Below are 18,378 nucleotides of genomic sequence, written 5' to 3' on the forward strand. Positions count from 1 at the left end.
CATGCCCGCCCCGACGCCCCAGGCCCTTTCTGTCAGCGATCTCAACCGCCAGGCCCGCCAGATGCTGGAGCGCGGCTTCGGCGACTGCTGGGTCGAGGGCGAGATATCGGGGCTGGCGCGTCCCGCTTCCGGGCATATCTACTTCAGCCTGAAAGACGCTAAGGCCCAGCTCAAGTGCGCGTTCTTCCGCAACCGGGCGAGCCTGTCGCGCACGCCGCTGAAGGATGGCGACCGGATCAAGGTGCGCGGACGGGTGTCGATCTTCGAGCCGCGCGGCGACTATCAGTTGATCGTCGATGCCGTGCAGCCGAGCGGCGAAGGCGAACTGATGGCGGCCTACGAGCGGCTCAAGCGCCAGCTGGAGGCCGAGGGCGTGTTCGCCAATGCGCGCGCCCTGCCCTATCCGCCGCGTCATCTGGCGCTGATCACCTCCCCCAGCGGCGCGGCGATCCGCGATGTGCTGGCGGTGCTCGCGGCGCGCTGGCCGCTGACCAAGGTGAGCCTGTTCCCGACGCCGGTACAGGGGCGCGAGGCGCCGCTGGCGCTGATCCGTGCGCTCGCGCTGATCAACCGCCAGGCGCGGCGGGACGCCGAGACGCCGGTCGCGGAGCGGGCACCGGGCGCCCCCGAGCCGTTCGACGCCGTGCTGGTTACCCGCGGCGGCGGCAGCCTGGAAGACCTATGGGCATTCAATGACGAACATCTGGCGCGGGCGATCTTTCATTCGCGCCTGCCGGTGCTGGCCGCCATCGGCCACGAGGTGGATTTCACCCTGGCCGAGTTCGCCGCCGATCTGCGCGCGCCGACCCCCTCGGCGGCGGCGGAGCGGCTGGTGCCGGACCGCCGCGAGCTGAGCGCGGGGCTGGCCCAGCAGCGCGGTCGGCTGGTGCGCGCCTGGCAGCAGCGTGCCGATGCCGAGGCGCAGCGCCTGGATCACCTGCGCGCGCGCCTACGCCATCCCGGCGAGCGTCTGGCCCAGCAGCGCCAGCACCTGGATGGGCTGGAGCGGCGTCTACGTCTGGCGATGCGCCAGCGTCTGCAACAGGAGCGCCAGCGTTACGATGCCACCCAGCGCCGCTTTGCCCTGCTCGACCCCAGCCGCACCCTGGGCCAGGCCCGCGAGCGGGTCGAGCGCCTGGGCACGCGCCTCGAGGCCGCCCAGCAGATGCGGCTGCGCCAGGAGCGCCAGCGGCTCGAAGGGGTGGCGCGGGAGCTCAATGCGGTCAGCCCGCTGGCGGTACTCGGACGCGGCTACGCCATCCTGCAGGATGACAGCGGCCAGGTGATCCGCGCCGCCAGCCAGACCCAGCCGGGGCAGACGCTCACCGCCCGCCTCGGCGAGGGGCGTCTGAAGCTGGAAGTGAAGCGCCGCCTGAAGGGCTAAAAACCACAGCGGTGATACAACCCTCAGGGACCCGTTTCAGCGTTGATGCGCTTCAGCTCTGCCCCACCCTTCGCGCCGGACGCTGCTCCGGGTCACCCGGCTGCACGAGATGAATCCGCGTACCACCCTCACCCTTCCCTAGCCCCGGCTTGAGCCGCTGCTCGCCGTCGTAATGGCCGCCGTTCTGGCGCCGATAGGCGATCGGCGCATCGCTGAACAGCCCCGCCAGGCGCTGCTCGAGATCCGCCGCCACCTGCTGCCAGCCGGCATCGTCCAGGCGGTCGCTCGAATAGACCGGAAACGGCGGCATGACCGTCAGCCCGGGATAGAACAGCGTGCCGTGGTGGATCGGCCACAGAATCTCCTCCAGGCTGCCGTTGACGCCGCGCTCGCTGTAGTGCGGCGCGCGACCGCCGATCGGCACCATCAGCATGGCGCGGCGCCCGGCCAGCATGCCTTCGCCGTAGCGGTCGCCCCAGCGCTCGCCGCCATGCTCCCCCACGCCATAGGCGAAGCCGAAGGCGAACACCCGGTCGACCCAGCCCTTGAGGATCGCCGGCATGCCGAACCACCACAGCGGAAAGCTGAACAGCACCGCATCGGCCCACAACAGCTTCTGCTGCTCGGCGGCGATATCCGCGGTCTGGGTATCGGCGGCGTAGGCGTGGCGGGACTCGGCGATATAGCTCAGCCGCTCGGCATCGAACGTCTCGGTGAAATCCTCGCGGTCGGCGAGTGTCTTCCAGCGCATGGCGTAGAGGTCGGAGACCTGCACCTCGTGCCCTTGCGCTTCAAGGGTGGCCACCGCCAGGTCCTTCAGCGCACTGGTCAGCGACTGCGGTTCGGGGTGGGCGTGGACGATCAGGATATGGGACATGCCGGCTCCTTGTCGGTGGTCGTTCCGCGGATGTGCGGGGTCGATCACGATCTTGCCGCCGGCTCTGGTATCTTTGAAATTGGATATTTTATTGCCAGGTATAAACTGAATGGATATCGAGCGGCTGGACCTCAATCTGCTGGTGACCCTCGACACCCTGCTGGCGGAGCGCAACGTCAGCCGTGCCGCCGATCGCCTGCATCTCAGCCAGCCGGCGATCTCCACCCGCCTGACCCGGCTGCGTGAGCTGCTGGGTGACCCGCTGCTGCTGCCCGCCCAGCGCGGCATGATCCCGACCCAGCGCGCACTGGAGCTGCAGGCGCCGCTGCACGCGGCCCTCGAGAGCGTGCGCCAGGTGGTGGCGAGCACCAGCCCCTTCGACCCGGCCACCGCCAGTGCCACGGTGACCCTCGCCGCCAGCGATTACGTACAGTACGCGGTGCTGCTGCCACTGGCCCTGGCGCTGAGACGCGAGGCCCCGGGGCTGGCGATCGCCTGGCGCACGCTGGACCACGCCGCACTAGCGGCGCAGATGGCCCGGGGTGAGGTCGATCTGGCACTGACAATGCCGGAGATGGCGCCGGACACTCTGCGCATGCGCAGGCTCTACCACGAGCACTACGTGGCCATCGCCCGCGCCGGGCACCCCGAGGTGAGCGACCCGCTCGATCTCGATACTTTCTGCGCGCTGGAGCACGTCATCGTCTCACCCCAGGGCGGCGGCTTTCACGGGCCGGTGGACGACGCCCTGGCGGCGGTCGGCCGGCGCCGCCGTGTCGCGCTCTCGGCACCGGGGTTCCTGGTCGTGCCGGAGATCGTGGCGCGCAGCGAGCTGCTCGCCCTGGTGCCCTCACGGGTCGCCGCGGGGCGTGGCGAACGGCTACAGCGACTGGTGCCGCCGCTGATCGTGCCCGGGTTCGATATGGCCCTGCTGTGGCACGAGCGCACCACCACCCATCCGCTGCAGCGCTGGCTACGTCAGCGCCTCGAAGGGCTGGTCCAGGCGCACGGCTCGGCTCAGCAGGAAACGTCGGTGGGGCAGGAGAGCGCGGGGTAGACAGCCATATCGGCGGCTGGCCGGCGCCGGCTGAGCCGCCATGGCGGCGGCATCAGCCGGGCAAGAGACGAACGGGTGGGCCGCGCTCAGCTCGTGGTATCAGGCATCGCGGTGGGCTTGAAGGCGCCGGGATCGAGGTCGTGGCGGGCCAATAGCTTGTAGAAGTCGGTGCGGTTGCGCCCGGCGATACGCGCCGCCTGGGTGACGTTGCCCTCGGTGATCTTGAGCACCTTGATCAGGTAGCTGCGCTCGAAGCCGGCGCGCGCTTCGCTGAACGAGGGCAGCGCGTTCTCCTCCGCCGCCAGCGCCTGGGAGACCAGCGCTTCGGGGATCATCGGCGTGCTGGTCAGCGCCACGCACTGCTCGACCACGTTGACCAGCTGGCGCACGTTGCCGGGCCAGGCGCTGGAGGCGAGCAGGTTGAGCGCCTCCGGCGAGAAGCCTTTGACGAAGGGCTTATGCCGGGCGGCGACCTGGGCCACCATGTGCTTGGCCAGCAGCGGAATGTCCTCGGCGCGCTCCTTGAGCGGCGGCAGCTTGAGATTGACCACGTTGAGGCGGTAGTAGAGATCCTCGCGGAAGTCGCCTTCGTGCATGGCGCGGTCGAGGTCGCGGTGGGTCGCCGAGATGATGCGCACGTCGATCGGCACCGACTTGGTGCTCCCCAGCGGGCGGATCTGGCGCTCCTGCAGCGCGCGCAGCAGCTTGACCTGCAGGGTCAGCGGCATGTCGCCGATCTCGTCGAGGAACAGGGTGCCGCCGTCCGCGGCCAGGAACAGCCCCTCGTGCTGGCTGACTGCGCCGGTGAAGGCGCCGCGGGCGTGGCCGAACAGCTCGCTCTCCAGAAGCTGCTCCGGCAGCGCGCCACAGTTGATCGCCACGAACGGCTTGTCCGCACGCGGGCTGGCCTGGTGCATGGCGTTGGCCAGCAGCTCCTTGCCGGTGCCGCTGGGGCCGGTCACCAGCACGCTGACATCGGAGGCAGCGACCATGTAGGCCTGCTCCAGAATGCGCTCCATCTGCGGGCTGCGGGTGATGATCTTGGAGCGCCACATCTCGCCACCTTCGCCGCGGGTGGTCGGTGTCTGCGCCAGCGCTTCGTCGATGGCGGCGAACAGCTCGTCGCGGTCGACCGGCTTGGTCAGGAAGCTGAACACCCCCTGCTGAGTGGCGCTCACCGCATCCGGGATCGAGCCGTGGGCAGTGAGAATGATCACCGGCATGCCGGGCACCCGGCGCTGCAGTTCGTGGAACAGCGCCAGCCCATCCATCTCGTCCATGCGCAGATCGGAGAGCACCAGGTCCGGGGTGTCGTCGGCCAGGTGGCTGAGCGCGGCGCGGCCGCTCTCCGCGGTGGTGACACGGAAGCCACGGCTCTCCAGGCGCATGCCCAACAGCTTGAGCAGGCTGGGATCGTCGTCGACCAGCAGAATGTGCGCGGTGTTGGCCGAGCGACCCGGCTGCATGGCGGGGGTACGCGTCGGGCGGCGCTTGGTGACGTCGGTTTGCAAAGACATGAATGGACTCCTCCTGCCATCGCGCGGCCTGTCATCGGACAGACCGGTCACGTTCGGTGTGACAGGCTCGCGCAGGGTCAAAGCCGCCGCACGAGCCGATGGCTCAGTCGCGTGAGTTGATCGTTCTTTCGATGTCGGTGAGCGCGTCGAGCTTGTCCGACATCTCCTTGAGCTGCTGTTTCAGCGCCTGGTTCTCGTGCTTGAGCGCCTGATCTCCGCCCTCGCCCGCGCTGCTGGCGCGCTGGGCATAGAGTTGGCGGCGCTTCTCCAGGCCATTGAGCCACTGCTGCAGAAGCGGCTGCAGGCGCGTCGGCGCGCTGTTGATACTCGCCTTGTAGAGCTCGGAGGCCCGACGCCAGTCCTGGGGGGCATCCCACCCCAGGACCACCGCGCGGGCGGCCTTCTGGTCCGGGCGCGAGCCGGCCAGCCGGTCGAGCATCATCTCGCGCCACTCCTTGTCGGCGCGCTGGGCGTCGAGCCCGAAGGCGACCCAGGAGTCGAGCAGACAGACGTTGTCGGCAAACGTCGGCACCTCGCCGCACCCCTGGGGCGATGCAGCCGTGCCGGTCAGCGACTGGCAGCCGCTGAGAAGCACCAGCGCGGTCAGCGCCAGCACGCCCTTCATTCGCGTGATCATGTCATCGTCCTTGCGTCATGGGTCAGCGTGCCCGTGGGGCCACTGGCCTCGTTATCGTCGGCCGCCGCCGGCTCGACCCAGGGCAGGGTGAGACGGAAGCAGACCGGCAGTTCGGTATCCGCAGCCAGGGTCAGATCGCCCTGCTGCAGGCGCGCGCAGTCGGCGGCGATCGAGAGTCCGATCCCCGAGCCCTTGAGTGGCCCCTTGCGCCGTGCACTGCCCTGGTAGAACGCCTTGAACAGATGCTCGCGGTCGGCCTCGGCGATCGGCTCGCCGCTGTTGGCCACATCCAGCGTCAGTTCGTCGCGCTGCTGGGCCAGGCGGATGGTCAGACGGCCGCCATCCTCGCCATAGGCGATGGCGTTGGAGATCAGGTTGTCGAGAATGCGCGCGGTACGCTCGCGGTCGGCCTGCCAGATCATCGGATGGTGCGGGCTGGTCACCTGCATCCCCTTGCTGTCGAGCGCCAGGCGGTGCTTGGCCAGCACCTCCTGGATCACCGTGGCGAGGTCGAAGCGGGTCACCGTCACGCAGCGGCTGTTCTGCAGCAGGTTGTAGTCGAGCAGTTGCTCGATCAGGCGCTGCAGCTCCTGGCCGTTGTCGTCGATCAGCCCGACGATCTCGTCCTGGCGCTCGTTGAGCTCGCCGGCGACGCCATCGGAGAGCAGCGCGGTGCCTTCACGGATGCTCGCCAGCGGGGTCTTGAGTTCGTGGGACATGTGGCGCAGGAACTGCTGCTTCTGGGCCTCCAGCTCGGAGAGCCGCTGCGCCAACCAGGTCAGGCGATCGCCCAGCTGAACCAGCTCAGCCGGGCCCTGGATACGCACCGGCGTGGTCTCCGGTTCACCGCTGCCGAGCCCGAAGATGCGCTGCTCCAGTTGGCGGATGGGGCGAGTGATCAGCCAGGTGAAGAACAGCATCAGCATGAGGCTGGCGGAAACCAGCGCCGCCGACTGCATCCACAGCCGCGCCTTCACCGCATTGGCCTGCTTGCGGATGTTGGCGATGCGCTCGTCGATCAGGGTATTGGTCGCCTCGCGCACGGCGTCGGACTCATTGGCGAAGCCGGAGAAGCGATCGAGGAAGGCGTCCATGTCGTCGCTGGGCATCTGCGGCAGCACTGCGAGCTTGGCATAGCGCTTAGCCAGCGACTGGAAGTCGGGGTTGTCACCCATCAGCGCCCGGTGCTGGGCCAGCAGCTCGCCGAACTGACGCGACTTCTCGTTGTAGATGTCGCGCAGCCCCTCCTCTTCGATCACCGCGTACTGGCGCGCACTGCGCTCCATCTGCAGCGCCAGCGAGCTGAGCATGCGCGCGCGGCGGGTCTCCTCCACTGCCTGGCGCGCGCTCTGGTCGGCCAGCGAGGAGAGCTGGGAGAGTGCCTGGCCGGCCTGGAACATGAGAATCGCGATCGGCAGCATGACGAAGAGGAACGCCAGCAGTACCAGTTGCATCAGTGAGCGCGGGCGCCAGCGCCGGGAGAGCTCGGAAGTCATAAGCGTGGCTCTGTGCAGGAGGCCCATTTGAGTCATGGATCGTTCCGCAAGGATAACATTTTTATTGAATGCCCATGCGCTGACACAGGCGCCCCGGCGCAGCTGCAGAAGCCGCAAAAAAAGAGGGCCGGCAGAGCCGGCCCAAGGTACGCAGGGAACTGAAGGGTTACTGGAACGCCCTTGAAAAACTGCCTGAATCAGCTGTTCGAAGGCGTACCGCGGGCCGCGAGGCCCCTGGAACCGCGATGACGACATCTGCCAATCAGGGGCTGTCGTAACACGTGGCGGCGAACCGCCTGTCCCAGTCCTGAACCGGTCGCCGCAGCGGCCGGTCATAAAATGGTCCCCTCGCAGGAGGGGGAAGGCATCCTTGCCGGGGCGTCCTTGCCCTAATGGTGCATCTCCTTGCCCGCAGGCCGCACCCGTCTCATCGCAACCTAAGTCACACATCGCGTGGAGCGGACGCTCTCGAGTTCACCGGGCCCGGCACAGGGTGATGATGGGCCGCGGCGAGACTCGATGAGACGAACTCGGAAGATTCGTCTCGTCGCTCTCGGAGAATGATATTGCCAAGGGTGTGCCAATTTTTTATTTTTATTTTAAAAACAACAACTTATTAATGGCACAAACAGCGACGATCATCGACGGGAGGGAGACACGGTGGCAACGGAAGGAATTGGCGCGCCAAAGCGTCGGCAATGAGCGACGCTTTATCGGCGATTTTCAATAAATGCTTATTGATCAGAAACTTGACATGTATCCATAAAGAGACACCCCGACCCGAAACCCGGGCCAAAAGGTGTCGCTTCAGAGCGACTTCAACAGCACCTTGGAGCGCCGAGCCTGGTTGTAGGCCTCGCGCTTGAGCCCGGGCAGCGCCTCGGTGCTGGACAGCTCGAAGCCACGCTCGAAGAACCAGTGCGTGGTGTGGGTGGTCAGGGCGAAGAGCTGGGCGAACCCCTGGCGCCTGGCGCGGCGCTCGACTTCGCTGAGCAGTGTGTCGCCGCGGCTGCCACGGCGGTAATCGGTATGCACGGCGAGACACGCCAGCTCCCCCATCGCCGCTTCGGGGAAACGGTGCAGCGCGGCACAGCCGATGATCATGCCGTCGCGCTCGATCACCACGTAGTCGTCGATCTCGTGCTCGAGACGCTCGCGGGTCCGCGCTACCAGCATGCCGCGCGCCTCCAGCGGCTTGAGCAGCGCCAGCAGACCGCCAACGTCGTCCAGCACCGCCTGGCGCAGCTGTTCGTAGCGGTTCTGGGTGATCATGGTGCCCACCCCGTCGCGGGTGAAGAGCTCACCCAGCAGGGCGTCGTGGTCGTGCCACGAGAGCAGGTGGGTACGCGCCACGCCGTGGCGGGCCGCCTCGCAGGCGGCGCCGAGATGGCGCCACAGCTCGCTGCCGGGGTCGGCCTGCTGACGCAGGCTCTCCCCCTGGGCCGGGCCGAGCTGGCGCTGCAGCTGGCCGTCGTCATCGTGCAGCCCCGCCGATTCACCGAGCAGAATCAGCTTGTCGGCCTTCAGCGCCACGGCGACATGCTGGGCGATATCGGCGGCGTCGAGGTCGAACACCTCGCCGGTGCGCGAGTAGCCCAGCGGCGGCAGGATCACCAGATTGCCGCCGGCGAGCAGGCTCTCGATCGCCTGACTGCGCACCCGGCGCACCTCGCCACTGTGATCGAAGTCGACCCCGCCACGCACGCCCAGCGGCTTGGCGGTGACCAGGTTACCCGAGACCGCGGTGAGTTCGATCCCGTGCAGCGGCGTGTTGGGCAGCCCCAGCGAGAGTTGCGCCTCGATATCCAGACGCTGGCGCGAGGCGATGCGCTCGACGTGATCCATGATCGCGCGGTGGGCTACCCAGCGCCCTTCGACCCGCTCCACTTCGATGCCCTCGGCCTCCAGCGCCGCGCTCACCTGCGGGCGAATGCCATAGACCAGCACCAGACGCACGCCGAGCGTGTGCAGCAGCGCCAGATCCTGCAGCAGCTGGTCCCAGCGCGACGACGCCATCGCCGCCCCTTCGATCAGGATGACGAATGTCTTGCCGCGGTGGGCATTGATATAGGGGGACGAGTTACGGAACCAGTCGACGAAGGGAAAACGCGAATCCAATGGAGGGATGCTCCGGCAAGTGGGTTGGCTCGGGGGGCGAGCCATCACTATACCAGAGCGCCCCGCCCGCGCGTCGGCGCGGGCAAGGCCAGTTTTCGTGCCAGCGCTAGCCGAACATGCCCTTGAACATGAAGAAGAACATGATCGACAGCAGCGCCCCGGCGGGCAGCGTGATCAGCCACGAAAGGACGATCGAGCCGAGCACGCGCAGGTTGAGTGCGGCCATGCCGCGGGCCAGGCCGACACCCAGCACCGCGCCGACCAGGGTATGGGTGGTCGAGATCGGCAGCCCGGTACCCGACGCCAGCACCACCGTGGAGGCGGCGGAGAGCGTGGCGGCGAAACCGCGGCTCGGGGTGAGTTCGGTGATCCCGGTGCCCACCGTGGCGATCACCTTGTGGCCATAGGTGACCAGGCCGACCACGATACCGCCGCCACCCAGCACCAGCACCCACCACGGCATCGCCGCCGAGCCACCGACGTTGCCGGCACTCTCGACCACGCTGATCACCGCAGCCAGCGGACCGACCGCGTTGGCGACGTCGTTGGAGCCGTGGGCGAAGGCCATGGCACAGGCGGTGAACATCATCAGCACGCCGAAGATGCGCTCGACGCTGGAAAAATCGTACTGCCCACGCGAACGACGTTCGCCGCGGTTGATGCGGTTCTCGAGCAGTACCCCGAAGAGCATGATCACCACGCCGAAGGCGGTCGCCAGCAGCAGGCTCTCGCCGAAGCTCAGCGCGAGCCCGACGTGGGAGAGCCCCTTGACCAGGGTCACCATCGAGACGATGAAGCCGACCAGAAAGATGTAGCCGGGGACGTAGCGCTTGGCCGCCGCGAAGGGATCGGGGTTGTCGAAGATCAGCACCTGCACCGAGCGGAACAGCACATAGGCGAAGACCCCGGCGATCAGCGGCGACGTGATCCAGCTCAGGGCGATGGTGCCGACCGCCCCCCAGTGCACCGAGTCCACGCCCAGCCCGGCGATGGCGAAGCCGACGATGGCGCCGACGATCGAGTGGGTAGTAGAGACCGGCCACCCCTTCAACGACGCGATCATCAGCCAGGCCCCGGCCGCCAGCAGCGAGGCGAGCATGCCGTAGACCAGCATCTGCGGGTCCTGCTGCAGCAGGCTGGCGTCGATGATGCCCTTGCGAATCGTCTCGGTGACCTGGCCCCCGGCAAGCCAGGCGCCCAGGAACTCGAAGATCACCGCAATGATGATGGCCTGCCGGATCGTGATCGCCTTGGAGCCGACCGATGTTCCCATGGCATTGGCGACATCGTTGGCACCGACCCCCCAAGCCATGAAGAAGCCGAAAACACAGGCGAGAATGATGAAGACATCACCGTATTGCGCAATGATGGACATAGGCTCAGTTCGCTATGAGTGGCGTGACGAAGGCGTAAACAGAAGGCCCGCGATCAGCGGGCCGTCAGAATTTGCAAGCGGCTACCCACACGCTCGGCGCGGTCGGACAGCTCGCCGATCCATTCGATGATCTTGTAGAGGAAGATGACGTCGACCGGCGGCAGCTCGGCTTCGAGCTGGAACAGCTGGCGACGGATCGCGATCTGCTGGTCGTCGGCCTGGTGCTCGAGTTCGTGCAGTTCGCGGATGAGGTTCTGCATCACGTCGGCGACGTTGCGGCCGAACCCGGATTCGAGCAGGTCTTCGAGCTCTTCCAGCGCCTTGCGCGCCTGATCCACCGTGGCCACCGCCGTGCGCAGGTAATCGCGCATCGGCTCGGCCAGCGGGTCGGGGATATTCATGTTGCGGCCGAGCATGATGCCGGTGATATCGCGCGCCTTGTTGGCGATCTTGTCCTGCACGCTGATCAGTTCGAGCAGGTCGGAACGCGACACCGGCAGGAACATGGTATTGGGCAGGTTGAGGCGCAGCTGGGTCTTGAGCTCGTCCGCCTCGTGTTCGAGCTGGGTGATCGCCTCGCGGTAACCGCGCGCTGCATCCCAATCACCGCTCAGCGCCGCGTCGAAGAACGGCAGGAGCTGACCGGCGCACTCGCTGGTCTTGACGATGTGGGCCAACAGCGGCTGGAACGGCGAACGTCCAAACAGTGCCGAGAACGGATTGGTACTCACCATAGCGTGGCCTGGATGCGTTGGAAGTGGCGGCGCCAGTATAATGATTGCGCCTCGGGGCGTCATGAAAAATTCATGAACGCGACACGAAGGCTTACAGTTTCCCATTCAAGCCAACGCGGGAGCGCACATGAGCGACGAAATCGAACTCAAACTGGCGCTCGCCGAGTCCGCGCCGGCACGGCTGGCCGAGCATCCCCTGCTGCAGGGGCTGAGCGCCGCCGTCCACTCGCTGGGCAATCTCTACTACGACACCCCGGACGGCGAGCTGGAAGCGGCGCGGGTCGCCCTGCGCGTGCGCCGGATCGGTGAGCAGCGCGTGCAGACGCTCAAGAGCGCCGCCGTCAGCCGCGGCGGCCTGTCGAGCCGCGGCGAGTGGGAGTGGTCGCTCGACGACCGCCCGTGCAATGCCGCCGGGCTCGACGAAGCCGGGCTGCGCGAACTCGACCATCCGGCCCTGGCCGGCATCGATCTGACCCGCCTGCGCCCAGCCTTCACCACCGACTTCGAACGCCACACCTGGCGCTACCGCGAGGGCGAAGACGAGATCGAGATCGCCCTGGATCAGGGCGAGATCCGCGCCGACGGCGCGACCCTGCCGATCCGCGAACTGGAGCTGGAGCTGAAGGCAGGGGCACCGGAAGCGCTGTGGCGGCTGGCAGCCAGGCTGTGCCAGCCGGCCGGCGAGGACGGGCATCAGAGCAAGCAAGAGAACAGCCCCGCAGAGGCATCCGCCAGCGGGACGCCGCTGGCAGCGCGCCCGGCCAACCACAGCAAGGCAAGCCGCGCCGGCGCCCTGCGCCAAGGCTGGCCGCGGCCGCCGGCGCATGAGCCGGAGGCGACCCTGGATACGCTGATCGAGGCGCTGGACACCTGGCAGGACAGCGGCGACCCCGCCTGGCTGCGCTGCGCCCAGACACGCCTGGCGGCCCTGGCCACGCGGGACGCCCACCCGGCACTGGCGACCCTCTCGGCCCCCCTGAGCGGCGGTGAGATGCCGTGGGCGAGTACGGCGTGGCTGGCACTGCGTCGGCTCGGCTGAAGGCTGAAGCGTGGGAGTAGAGGCGTGGGAGTAGAGGCTTGAGAGTAGCGGCGTGGAACCCTAGCCGGCGGCATCGTTGGCCGACGCGCCGGCCGCCGCCAGCGGTAGCGGCAGCTCGAACTGCTTGATCAGTTGCGCCATCGGCATCGGCCGAGCGTAGAAGAAACCCTGGATCTCGCGCACCCCCCACTCGCGCAGCATCGTCACCGTCTCCCAGTCCTCGACCCCTTCGACCACCACGCCGTGCTCGAGGCGCTGGCACAGCGCGACCACCGCTGCCAGGACGTGCTGCTTGCGCGGCAAGGTGTCCACATCCAGCACCAGGCTGCGGTCGATCTTGACCGTGTCCAGCGGCAGCGAGGTGAGCTGCGCCAGCGACGAGTAGCCGCTGCCGAAGTCATCCATCGCCACCTGGATGCCCGCGGCACGCATGCGCTCGAGTATGCGTGAGGCACGCACCGGATCGCTCAGCACCGCACTCTCGGTCACTTCGACCTGCAGCCGCGACTGCGGCACCGCGTGGCGCTCGCAGGCCGCCAGCATCAGATCGAGCAGACGCGAATCCATCAGCTGACGCGACGACAGATTGACGCTGATCAGAAAGTCATCGCCGAAGCGTGCGAGCATGCCCGGGTCGTTGAGGACCGGCAGTGCCTGATCCATCAGCATCTCCCAGAGCGGGGAGATCAGGCCGGTGCGCTCAGCCACCTCGATGAAGGTGCCCGGATTGACCAGTCCCTCGTCCGGGTCCTCCAGGCGCATCAGCGCCTCGAACCCCCGCGCCGTGCCGCTGACGATATCGACGATCGGTTGCAGGAAACAGCGCACCCCGGCGTTGGCCAGCGCAGCGCGGATCAACTGCTCCGCATGCCCCTGCTGCCGCTCCCACTGGCGCAGCGACTCGCTGTAGTAGCAACGGGTGCCGACATCCGACTGGCGCGCGCTGGCCAGGGCCAGACGCGACTGATGGCGCCACTCTTCGGCGCTGGTGACCTCTTGGGGATTGACGATCGCCACCCCACTGACATGCGACATCCACACCAGACGCCCGCCGATCGCCACCGGTTCGGCGAACAGCGCCTCGACCGGTTCGAGCAGACGGTCGAGCTCGGCCACGGCATCGAGCTCCAGCACCATGGCGAAGGTGTGCTCGGGCAGCGCCATCAACGCGACCCGGGCGGGCAAGCGCTGGCGCAGCTTCTGCAACAGCGTACGCAGGGCGGTAATGGCGTCTTGGACCGCAGAGCCGTCGAACAGCTGCGCCACGTTGAGCAGCTGGAACTTGACCAGCGACAGCGGCGGACGCGGCACACTGGCCAGTGTTTCCTGCAGCAGCAGGTCGAGATAGGCGCCATTGGGCAGGCCGGTGAGCGGGTCGCTCAGGCGCTGTTCGGTGGTATCGCTCAGGGTGCCGGCCATATGCAGCACGCGGCCCTGCTCGTCGCGCTGGCACAGCCCGCGACACAGCATCATGCGCCAGGCACCGCGCGCGTTGCGCACACGATATTCGATATCGACCGCATCGCTGAGCCCATCCAGATGCTGGTAGAGCGCACGCTCCACCGCCGGACGATCCGCGGCATGGATCAGTGCCAGCCAGCTCTCCAGGGATTGGCGAGTCTCGGCGGCGTGCTGCCCCAACATGCTGGCCCAGCGCGGCGACAGGGTGACTTGGCCCGAATCGATCTCCCACTCCCAGATGCCATCGTTGGAGGCACTCAGAATCAGGTTGAGGCGCTGGCTGCGCTCCTCGACCCGCGCTTCGAGCTCACGCCGGGCCTGCTCCAACTCGCCGATGGTGCGCCGCGCCGCATCGAGGGTGACGTTGTTGAGCCGGGCCAGCTCCTGGATCGCGATTTCGTCGCTGTCGGTATGGACGTCAAAGTCGAAGGAGCCGTCGACGGCCTGGTACAGCTGGTCGCCGATGGCGCCGATCTGGGCGATCAGGCGTTCGTCGCGCGCCTCGGATGCGGCTTTCGATGATCCACTCATCCCTGCGGGTCCTCGCGGTGCCTCATGTCACGATGCCTCATATCACGGTAGCTCATGTTCCGGCGTCGCATGTCGCGGCGCACTGCCGCACCACCCGGCGTGGATTCGCGATGGTCGATCCATAGCCTTTGATTGAATCCCCTCATGACCAAGGCTGCCTGAAAGAAGGTACACGGTTACACTGATTCGAGCGTGGCGGGCACCGCGGCGGCTCGTATCCGACACAACGCGGTTGCCCGCTTGCGCAAGCCGTGCTTTCTCGGATTATCGGCCACGGCCGGCAGACGTTTAACGCCATCCGGGGCGCACGCGCTGGTGCTACCCCTTTGTCTCACCGTTTCACATACAGGGCATGCCCATCATGCAGTCCGGGGAATCCAACTTTCGCAAGCAGCTGTTCCAGATCATCTTCGAATCGGATACCCGCGCGGGCAAAACTTTCGACATCGTGCTGATCACGCTGATTCTGCTCAGTGTGATGGTGGTCTTCGTCGACAGCGTGCCCCACCTGCATCAGCGCTACGGTGAGTGGTTTCTCCTGAGCGAGTGGGTATTCACGCTGATCTTCACGTTCGAACTGGCGCTCCGGCTCTACTGCCTGGAACGCCCGCTGCGCTATCTGAAGAGCTTCTATGGCGTGCTCGACCTGCTCGCCATCCTCCCCACCTGGCTCAGCCTGTTTCTGCCCGGCGCCCAGTCACTGCTGGTCCTGCGTGTCCTGCGCGTCCTGCGGGTGTTCCGAGTCCTGCGCCTGATGGAGTTCGTCGGCGAGGGCCGCCTGCTACTGCAGGCGCTGCGCCGCAGCCAGCGCAAGATCCTGCTGTTTCTGATCACGGTGCTGCTGATCATCACCATCTTCGGCGCGCTGATCTACATGATCGAACCGCCGGAAGCCGGCTTCACCAGCATGCCGCGCTCGATGTACTGGGCGATCGTCACCCTGACCACCGTGGGCTATGGCGACATCGCCCCGGTCACTCCGGTCGGCCAGTTCATCTCCGCCTTCATGATGATACTCGGCTACTCGATCCTGGCGGTCCCCACCGGCGTGTTTTCGGCCGAGGTGATCCGCTCGATCCGCGATGAGCGCTACTCCGACGAAGCCTGCCCCGGCTGCGGCCACGAGGGCCATGAACGCGACTCGCGCTACTGCCGCCTGTGCGGCACCTGGCTCGACGAAGAGAGCGAGGACCCCAACGCCCCCGAGGAGTCCGTGGAACAGGACAAGGCGCCCGGGGACGACTGAACTTCGCCAGCATTGTAACCGTTTGTCATCATATTGTGATACTCGCCGTACAGACTCCCGAAGGCATTGACGTCTGCCCCCAGGAGCCTGCCATGAAACCGTTTCGCCTGACCCTTCGCAGCGGGCTGATCGCCCTGCTCGCCATCTTCGCCGTGCTCATCGGGCTGATCGGTGGCGGCAGCTATATCGCCATGAAACAGGCGCAAGCCGCCTTCTCCTCCGTCTACCACCTCAACGTCGAACGCCTGGGTACGGCACGCGCCATCTACTCCGACCTGATGCAGACCCGGGTCCTGCTCGACAGCTACCAGACCGACTACAACCGACTCAAGGTCAAGGCCGCCAAGGTGACCTGGGCCAAGGCCGAAACCACCTTCGCCCGTGCCCGCGAGACCCTCGACACGCTCGCGCCGGGACACAACGACGTGGATCTCAAGGCACGCTTCCAGGCGCTGGTCGATGACGGTATCCAGCCCGGCTTCAAGGCGCTCAAGGCCTGGAACCTGTCGGCCTACCAGGAGAGCGTCAAGCACACCAACACGCTCACCGACGAACTCGACCAGGCGCTCGATGCGCTGAATCAGGCCGGCGCCACCAACGCCAGTCAAAGTCTCAAGGCCATGCAGCGCAACGTCGATGCGCTGGAGCTGGGCCTGGGCGTGGCGGCAATCATCACCCTGGCGCTGCTCGCGCTGGCCTTCTACAGCGTCAATCGTCACCTGCTGCATCCGCTGAGCCGGGTGCGCTCGCACCTGACCGGCATCGCTGCCGGCGATCTGGCCCAGCGCCTGGCCACCAGCGGCATGCGCGAGATGAGCCAGCTCAAGCAGGGGGTGGCGAAGATGCAAGCCTCGCTGACGGCGCTGGTCGCCCAGCTCCAGCAGGAGAGCCACGCGCTGAGCGCCGACGCCCGGCGCCTGTCCCAGGCCAGTCACGCCCTCAACGACGAGAGCCAGCAGCAGGCCCAGGCGCTGCAGGAGACCTCGTCGAGCATGGAGCAGATCACTGCTGCCATCGGGCACACCGCCGAGCACTCAGAGCGCGGCCGCAATCTGGCCGACGAGAGCCGCCGACATCTCGACCATAGCGGCCAGCAGATGGCCACCGCGGTGAACGAGATGGAAGCCGCCCAGGCACGTTCCCAGGCCTCCCTCGAAGTGATCGCCATGATCGACTCGCTCGCCTACCAGACCAGTATGCTGGCGCTCAATGCCTCGGTGGAGGCCGCCCGGGCCGGTAACCACGGCCGCGGCTTTGCGGTGGTCGCCGCCGAGGTGAAGAATCTCGCGTCGCGCTCCTCGGAAGCGGCAAAGACCATCCGCGAGCAGATCGAGGGCACCCATCAGCAGGTCCAGCAAGGCGCCGACGTCCTCACCCAGGCCGGCCAGTCGCTGCATACCGCGGTCGACTCCAGCCGTCAGTTGAGCGAGCTGCTCGACAGTATCACCACCGCCTGCCAGCAGCAGCACGAGGGCATTGCGCAGATCGACCAGGCCATCGCCTCGATCGACTCGGCGACCCAGCGCAACGTCGAGCTGGCGGCGCAGACCCTGGATGCCACCCGTGACCTCGAGGCCCGGGCCCAGCGTCAGCGCGACAGCGTCGAGGCATTCCGGCTCGGCGCCGGGGAGACGCCGGACGCCGGCCCCGAGCGGGAGACCGCCGTGGAATTCGATGGCGAAGCCGAGATGTCGCAGCGGACACCGGCCAACGACCCCAGCGCCGACGCGCACGCTGCCCGGCCGGCGGCCCGCCAGGCGCACGAGCGCCATCTGGAAGCGCTCTCGGTATAGCACGCCAGCCTGTCAGGCCGGCCAACTCAGCCGGCCAATATGACCGACCAATATGACCGGCCAATATGACCAACAGCCGTGGCCGGAACAGCGCGGCACGCCGGAAAGCGCCGAATGGTGCGGTTTGAAGCGCCGCCGGCGCTTCTCTATGGTAGCCGGGTCGCCCGCGACACGCGGGCATCGCCAATGTCAGGAGAGAACAAGATGACAATCAACGCCCATCTCAGCCGCGGTGTCGCCAGCGCCCTGCTGCTCGGAGGCCTGCTGTTCGCCGCCAATGCCAGTGCCGAGACGTCGAATACCGCAAGCGCCAGCGAGTGTGCGCCCAAGGAGTACGCCATGGCGCTGCGCTACCAGCAGCAGTCCGCGGAGATCCAGGCACTGCAGCGTCAGAACTACGCCCTGGCCACGATGCGCCTGGCGCAGAAGATCGCCGCCCACCCCGATGCCACCAATCTGGCGATCATGACCGATCTCGACGAGACGGTGATCGACAACAGCGCGCTGCTGGTGCGCGACATGCAGGCATGTCACGACTTCACCACCTGGGATACCTGGAAGGTGTGGGAGCGCGAGGGGCATCCGCGTCTGATCCCCGGGGCACGGGCCTTCCTCGACTACGCCAACGCTCACGGTGTGACGATCTTCTACGTCTCCGACCGCTATCAGCAGAACAAGGCCGCCACGCTGGCGACGCTGAAGGCGCTGCGACTGCCTCAGGTCAACGACGCCCAGGTGCGCCTGCTGGGGCCCTCCAAGGCCAAGCGCCGCGCCGCCATCGAGCGCGACTATCAGCTGGTGCTGCAGCTCGGCGACTCCCTGGCCGACTTCTCCGGCGACTTCCACCACGCTGACCTGGCAACCCAGAAGCGTCTGGTGGCCGAGCAGGCGGCGCACTTCGGCGACGACTGGATCATGTTCCCCAATGCCAGCTACGGCAGCTGGAGCGACGCGACGCTGGAGGGCTGGGCGGCCCCGCTCAAGACGGATTGATCACGATAGGGCGGCCACGCCGGCCGCCAGGCGGGATGATCAAAACGCAGCGCCCCCGCCGGGGTTTCCCGGCGGGGGCGCTGGCTTTACAGGCACCGACTGTCGCTCGTGAATTGCCGC

At 67.1% G+C, this 18,378-nt stretch carries 14 protein-coding genes; 6 read left to right on the forward strand and 8 right to left on the reverse strand.

The genetic code is table 11. From position 1 onward, the window contains the following. Position 1 precedes the first annotated feature (1 nt). A complete protein-coding gene (gene xseA, locus DOM66_RS00550) occupies positions 2-1,384 on the forward strand; it encodes an exodeoxyribonuclease VII large subunit (RefSeq protein ID WP_110688958.1) in 1,383 nt (460 codons plus the stop codon). A 52-nt stretch (positions 1,385-1,436) separates the two neighbouring features. Here the strand turns inward: xseA and DOM66_RS00555 are convergent, their stop codons facing one another. Further along, the gene (locus tag DOM66_RS00555; RefSeq protein WP_110688959.1) at positions 1,437-2,261 is read right to left on the reverse strand and encodes an NAD(P)H-dependent oxidoreductase; all 825 of its coding nucleotides are present in this window, start codon (positions 2,259-2,261) and stop codon (positions 1,437-1,439) included. Positions 2,262-2,370: 109 nt separating this feature from the next. Here DOM66_RS00555 and DOM66_RS00560 point away from each other — a divergent pair, with 109 nt between their 5' ends. After that, complete coding sequence (locus DOM66_RS00560) at positions 2,371-3,318, forward strand: LysR substrate-binding domain-containing protein (RefSeq protein WP_110688960.1); 948 nt, start codon at positions 2,371-2,373, stop codon at positions 3,316-3,318. Positions 3,319-3,404: 86 nt separating this feature from the next. Here the strand turns inward: DOM66_RS00560 and glrR are convergent, their stop codons facing one another. From glrR to DOM66_RS00590, 6 genes are all read right to left on the reverse strand, one after another. Beyond that, positions 3,405-4,784: a two-component system response regulator GlrR gene (gene glrR / locus DOM66_RS00565; RefSeq protein WP_110675312.1), complete on the reverse strand. Its 1,380-nt coding sequence runs from the start codon at positions 4,782-4,784 to the stop codon at positions 3,405-3,407. A gap of 154 nt (positions 4,785-4,938) precedes the next feature. Further along, complete coding sequence (locus tag DOM66_RS00570) at positions 4,939-5,472, reverse strand: hypothetical protein (protein WP_110688961.1); 534 nt, start codon at positions 5,470-5,472, stop codon at positions 4,939-4,941. Further along, complete coding sequence (locus tag DOM66_RS00575; protein ID WP_110688962.1) at positions 5,469-6,968, reverse strand: sensor histidine kinase; 1,500 nt, start codon at positions 6,966-6,968, stop codon at positions 5,469-5,471. Before DOM66_RS00575 ends, DOM66_RS00570 begins: the two co-directional genes overlap by 4 nt. An 807-nt stretch (positions 6,969-7,775) precedes the next feature. Next, positions 7,776-9,086, reverse strand: coding sequence for an amino-acid N-acetyltransferase (gene argA / locus DOM66_RS00580; protein WP_110675073.1), 1,311 nt, complete (start codon positions 9,084-9,086; stop codon positions 7,776-7,778). A gap of 106 nt (positions 9,087-9,192) precedes the next feature. Continuing rightward, positions 9,193-10,461, reverse strand: a complete 1,269-nt coding sequence (locus DOM66_RS00585) for an inorganic phosphate transporter (protein ID WP_110675074.1) — start codon at positions 10,459-10,461, stop codon at positions 9,193-9,195. A gap of 53 nt (positions 10,462-10,514) precedes the next feature. Then, positions 10,515-11,195: a TIGR00153 family protein gene (locus DOM66_RS00590; protein ID WP_110675075.1), complete on the reverse strand. Its 681-nt coding sequence runs from the start codon at positions 11,193-11,195 to the stop codon at positions 10,515-10,517. Between the two features lie 127 nt (positions 11,196-11,322). Here DOM66_RS00590 and DOM66_RS00595 point away from each other — a divergent pair, with 127 nt between their 5' ends. Next, on the forward strand, positions 11,323-12,234 hold the full coding sequence (locus DOM66_RS00595) for a CYTH domain-containing protein (protein ID WP_110688963.1): 912 nt from the start codon (positions 11,323-11,325) through the stop codon (positions 12,232-12,234). Positions 12,235-12,294: 60 nt separating this feature from the next. On the opposite strand, the gene DOM66_RS00600 is transcribed toward DOM66_RS00595, so the two are convergent. Then, positions 12,295-14,226, reverse strand: a complete 1,932-nt coding sequence (locus tag DOM66_RS00600; RefSeq protein WP_110688964.1) for a GGDEF domain-containing phosphodiesterase — start codon at positions 14,224-14,226, stop codon at positions 12,295-12,297. Between the two features lie 352 nt (positions 14,227-14,578). On the opposite strand from DOM66_RS00600, the gene DOM66_RS00605 reads away from it, so the two are divergent. The 3 genes from DOM66_RS00605 to DOM66_RS00615 all read left to right on the forward strand — a co-directional run bounded on the left by DOM66_RS00605 (position 14,579) and on the right by DOM66_RS00615 (position 18,258). Continuing rightward, entirely contained in the window at positions 14,579-15,472 is an 894-nt protein-coding gene (locus DOM66_RS00605) for an ion transporter (protein ID WP_110675078.1), read from the forward strand. A gap of 92 nt (positions 15,473-15,564) precedes the next feature. Beyond that, positions 15,565-17,265 (forward strand): methyl-accepting chemotaxis protein, encoded by a 1,701-nt coding sequence (locus DOM66_RS00610; protein ID WP_110688965.1) that lies wholly within the window; start codon positions 15,565-15,567, stop codon positions 17,263-17,265. Positions 17,266-17,469: 204 nt separating this feature from the next. Next, the gene (locus DOM66_RS00615; RefSeq protein ID WP_110675080.1) at positions 17,470-18,258 is read left to right on the forward strand and encodes a 5'-nucleotidase, lipoprotein e(P4) family; all 789 of its coding nucleotides are present in this window, start codon (positions 17,470-17,472) and stop codon (positions 18,256-18,258) included. Positions 18,259-18,378: the final 120 nt, after the last annotated feature.

Source organism: Salinicola endophyticus, from assembly GCF_003206575.1.
Taxonomy (GTDB): domain Bacteria; phylum Pseudomonadota; class Gammaproteobacteria; order Pseudomonadales; family Halomonadaceae; genus Salinicola; species Salinicola endophyticus.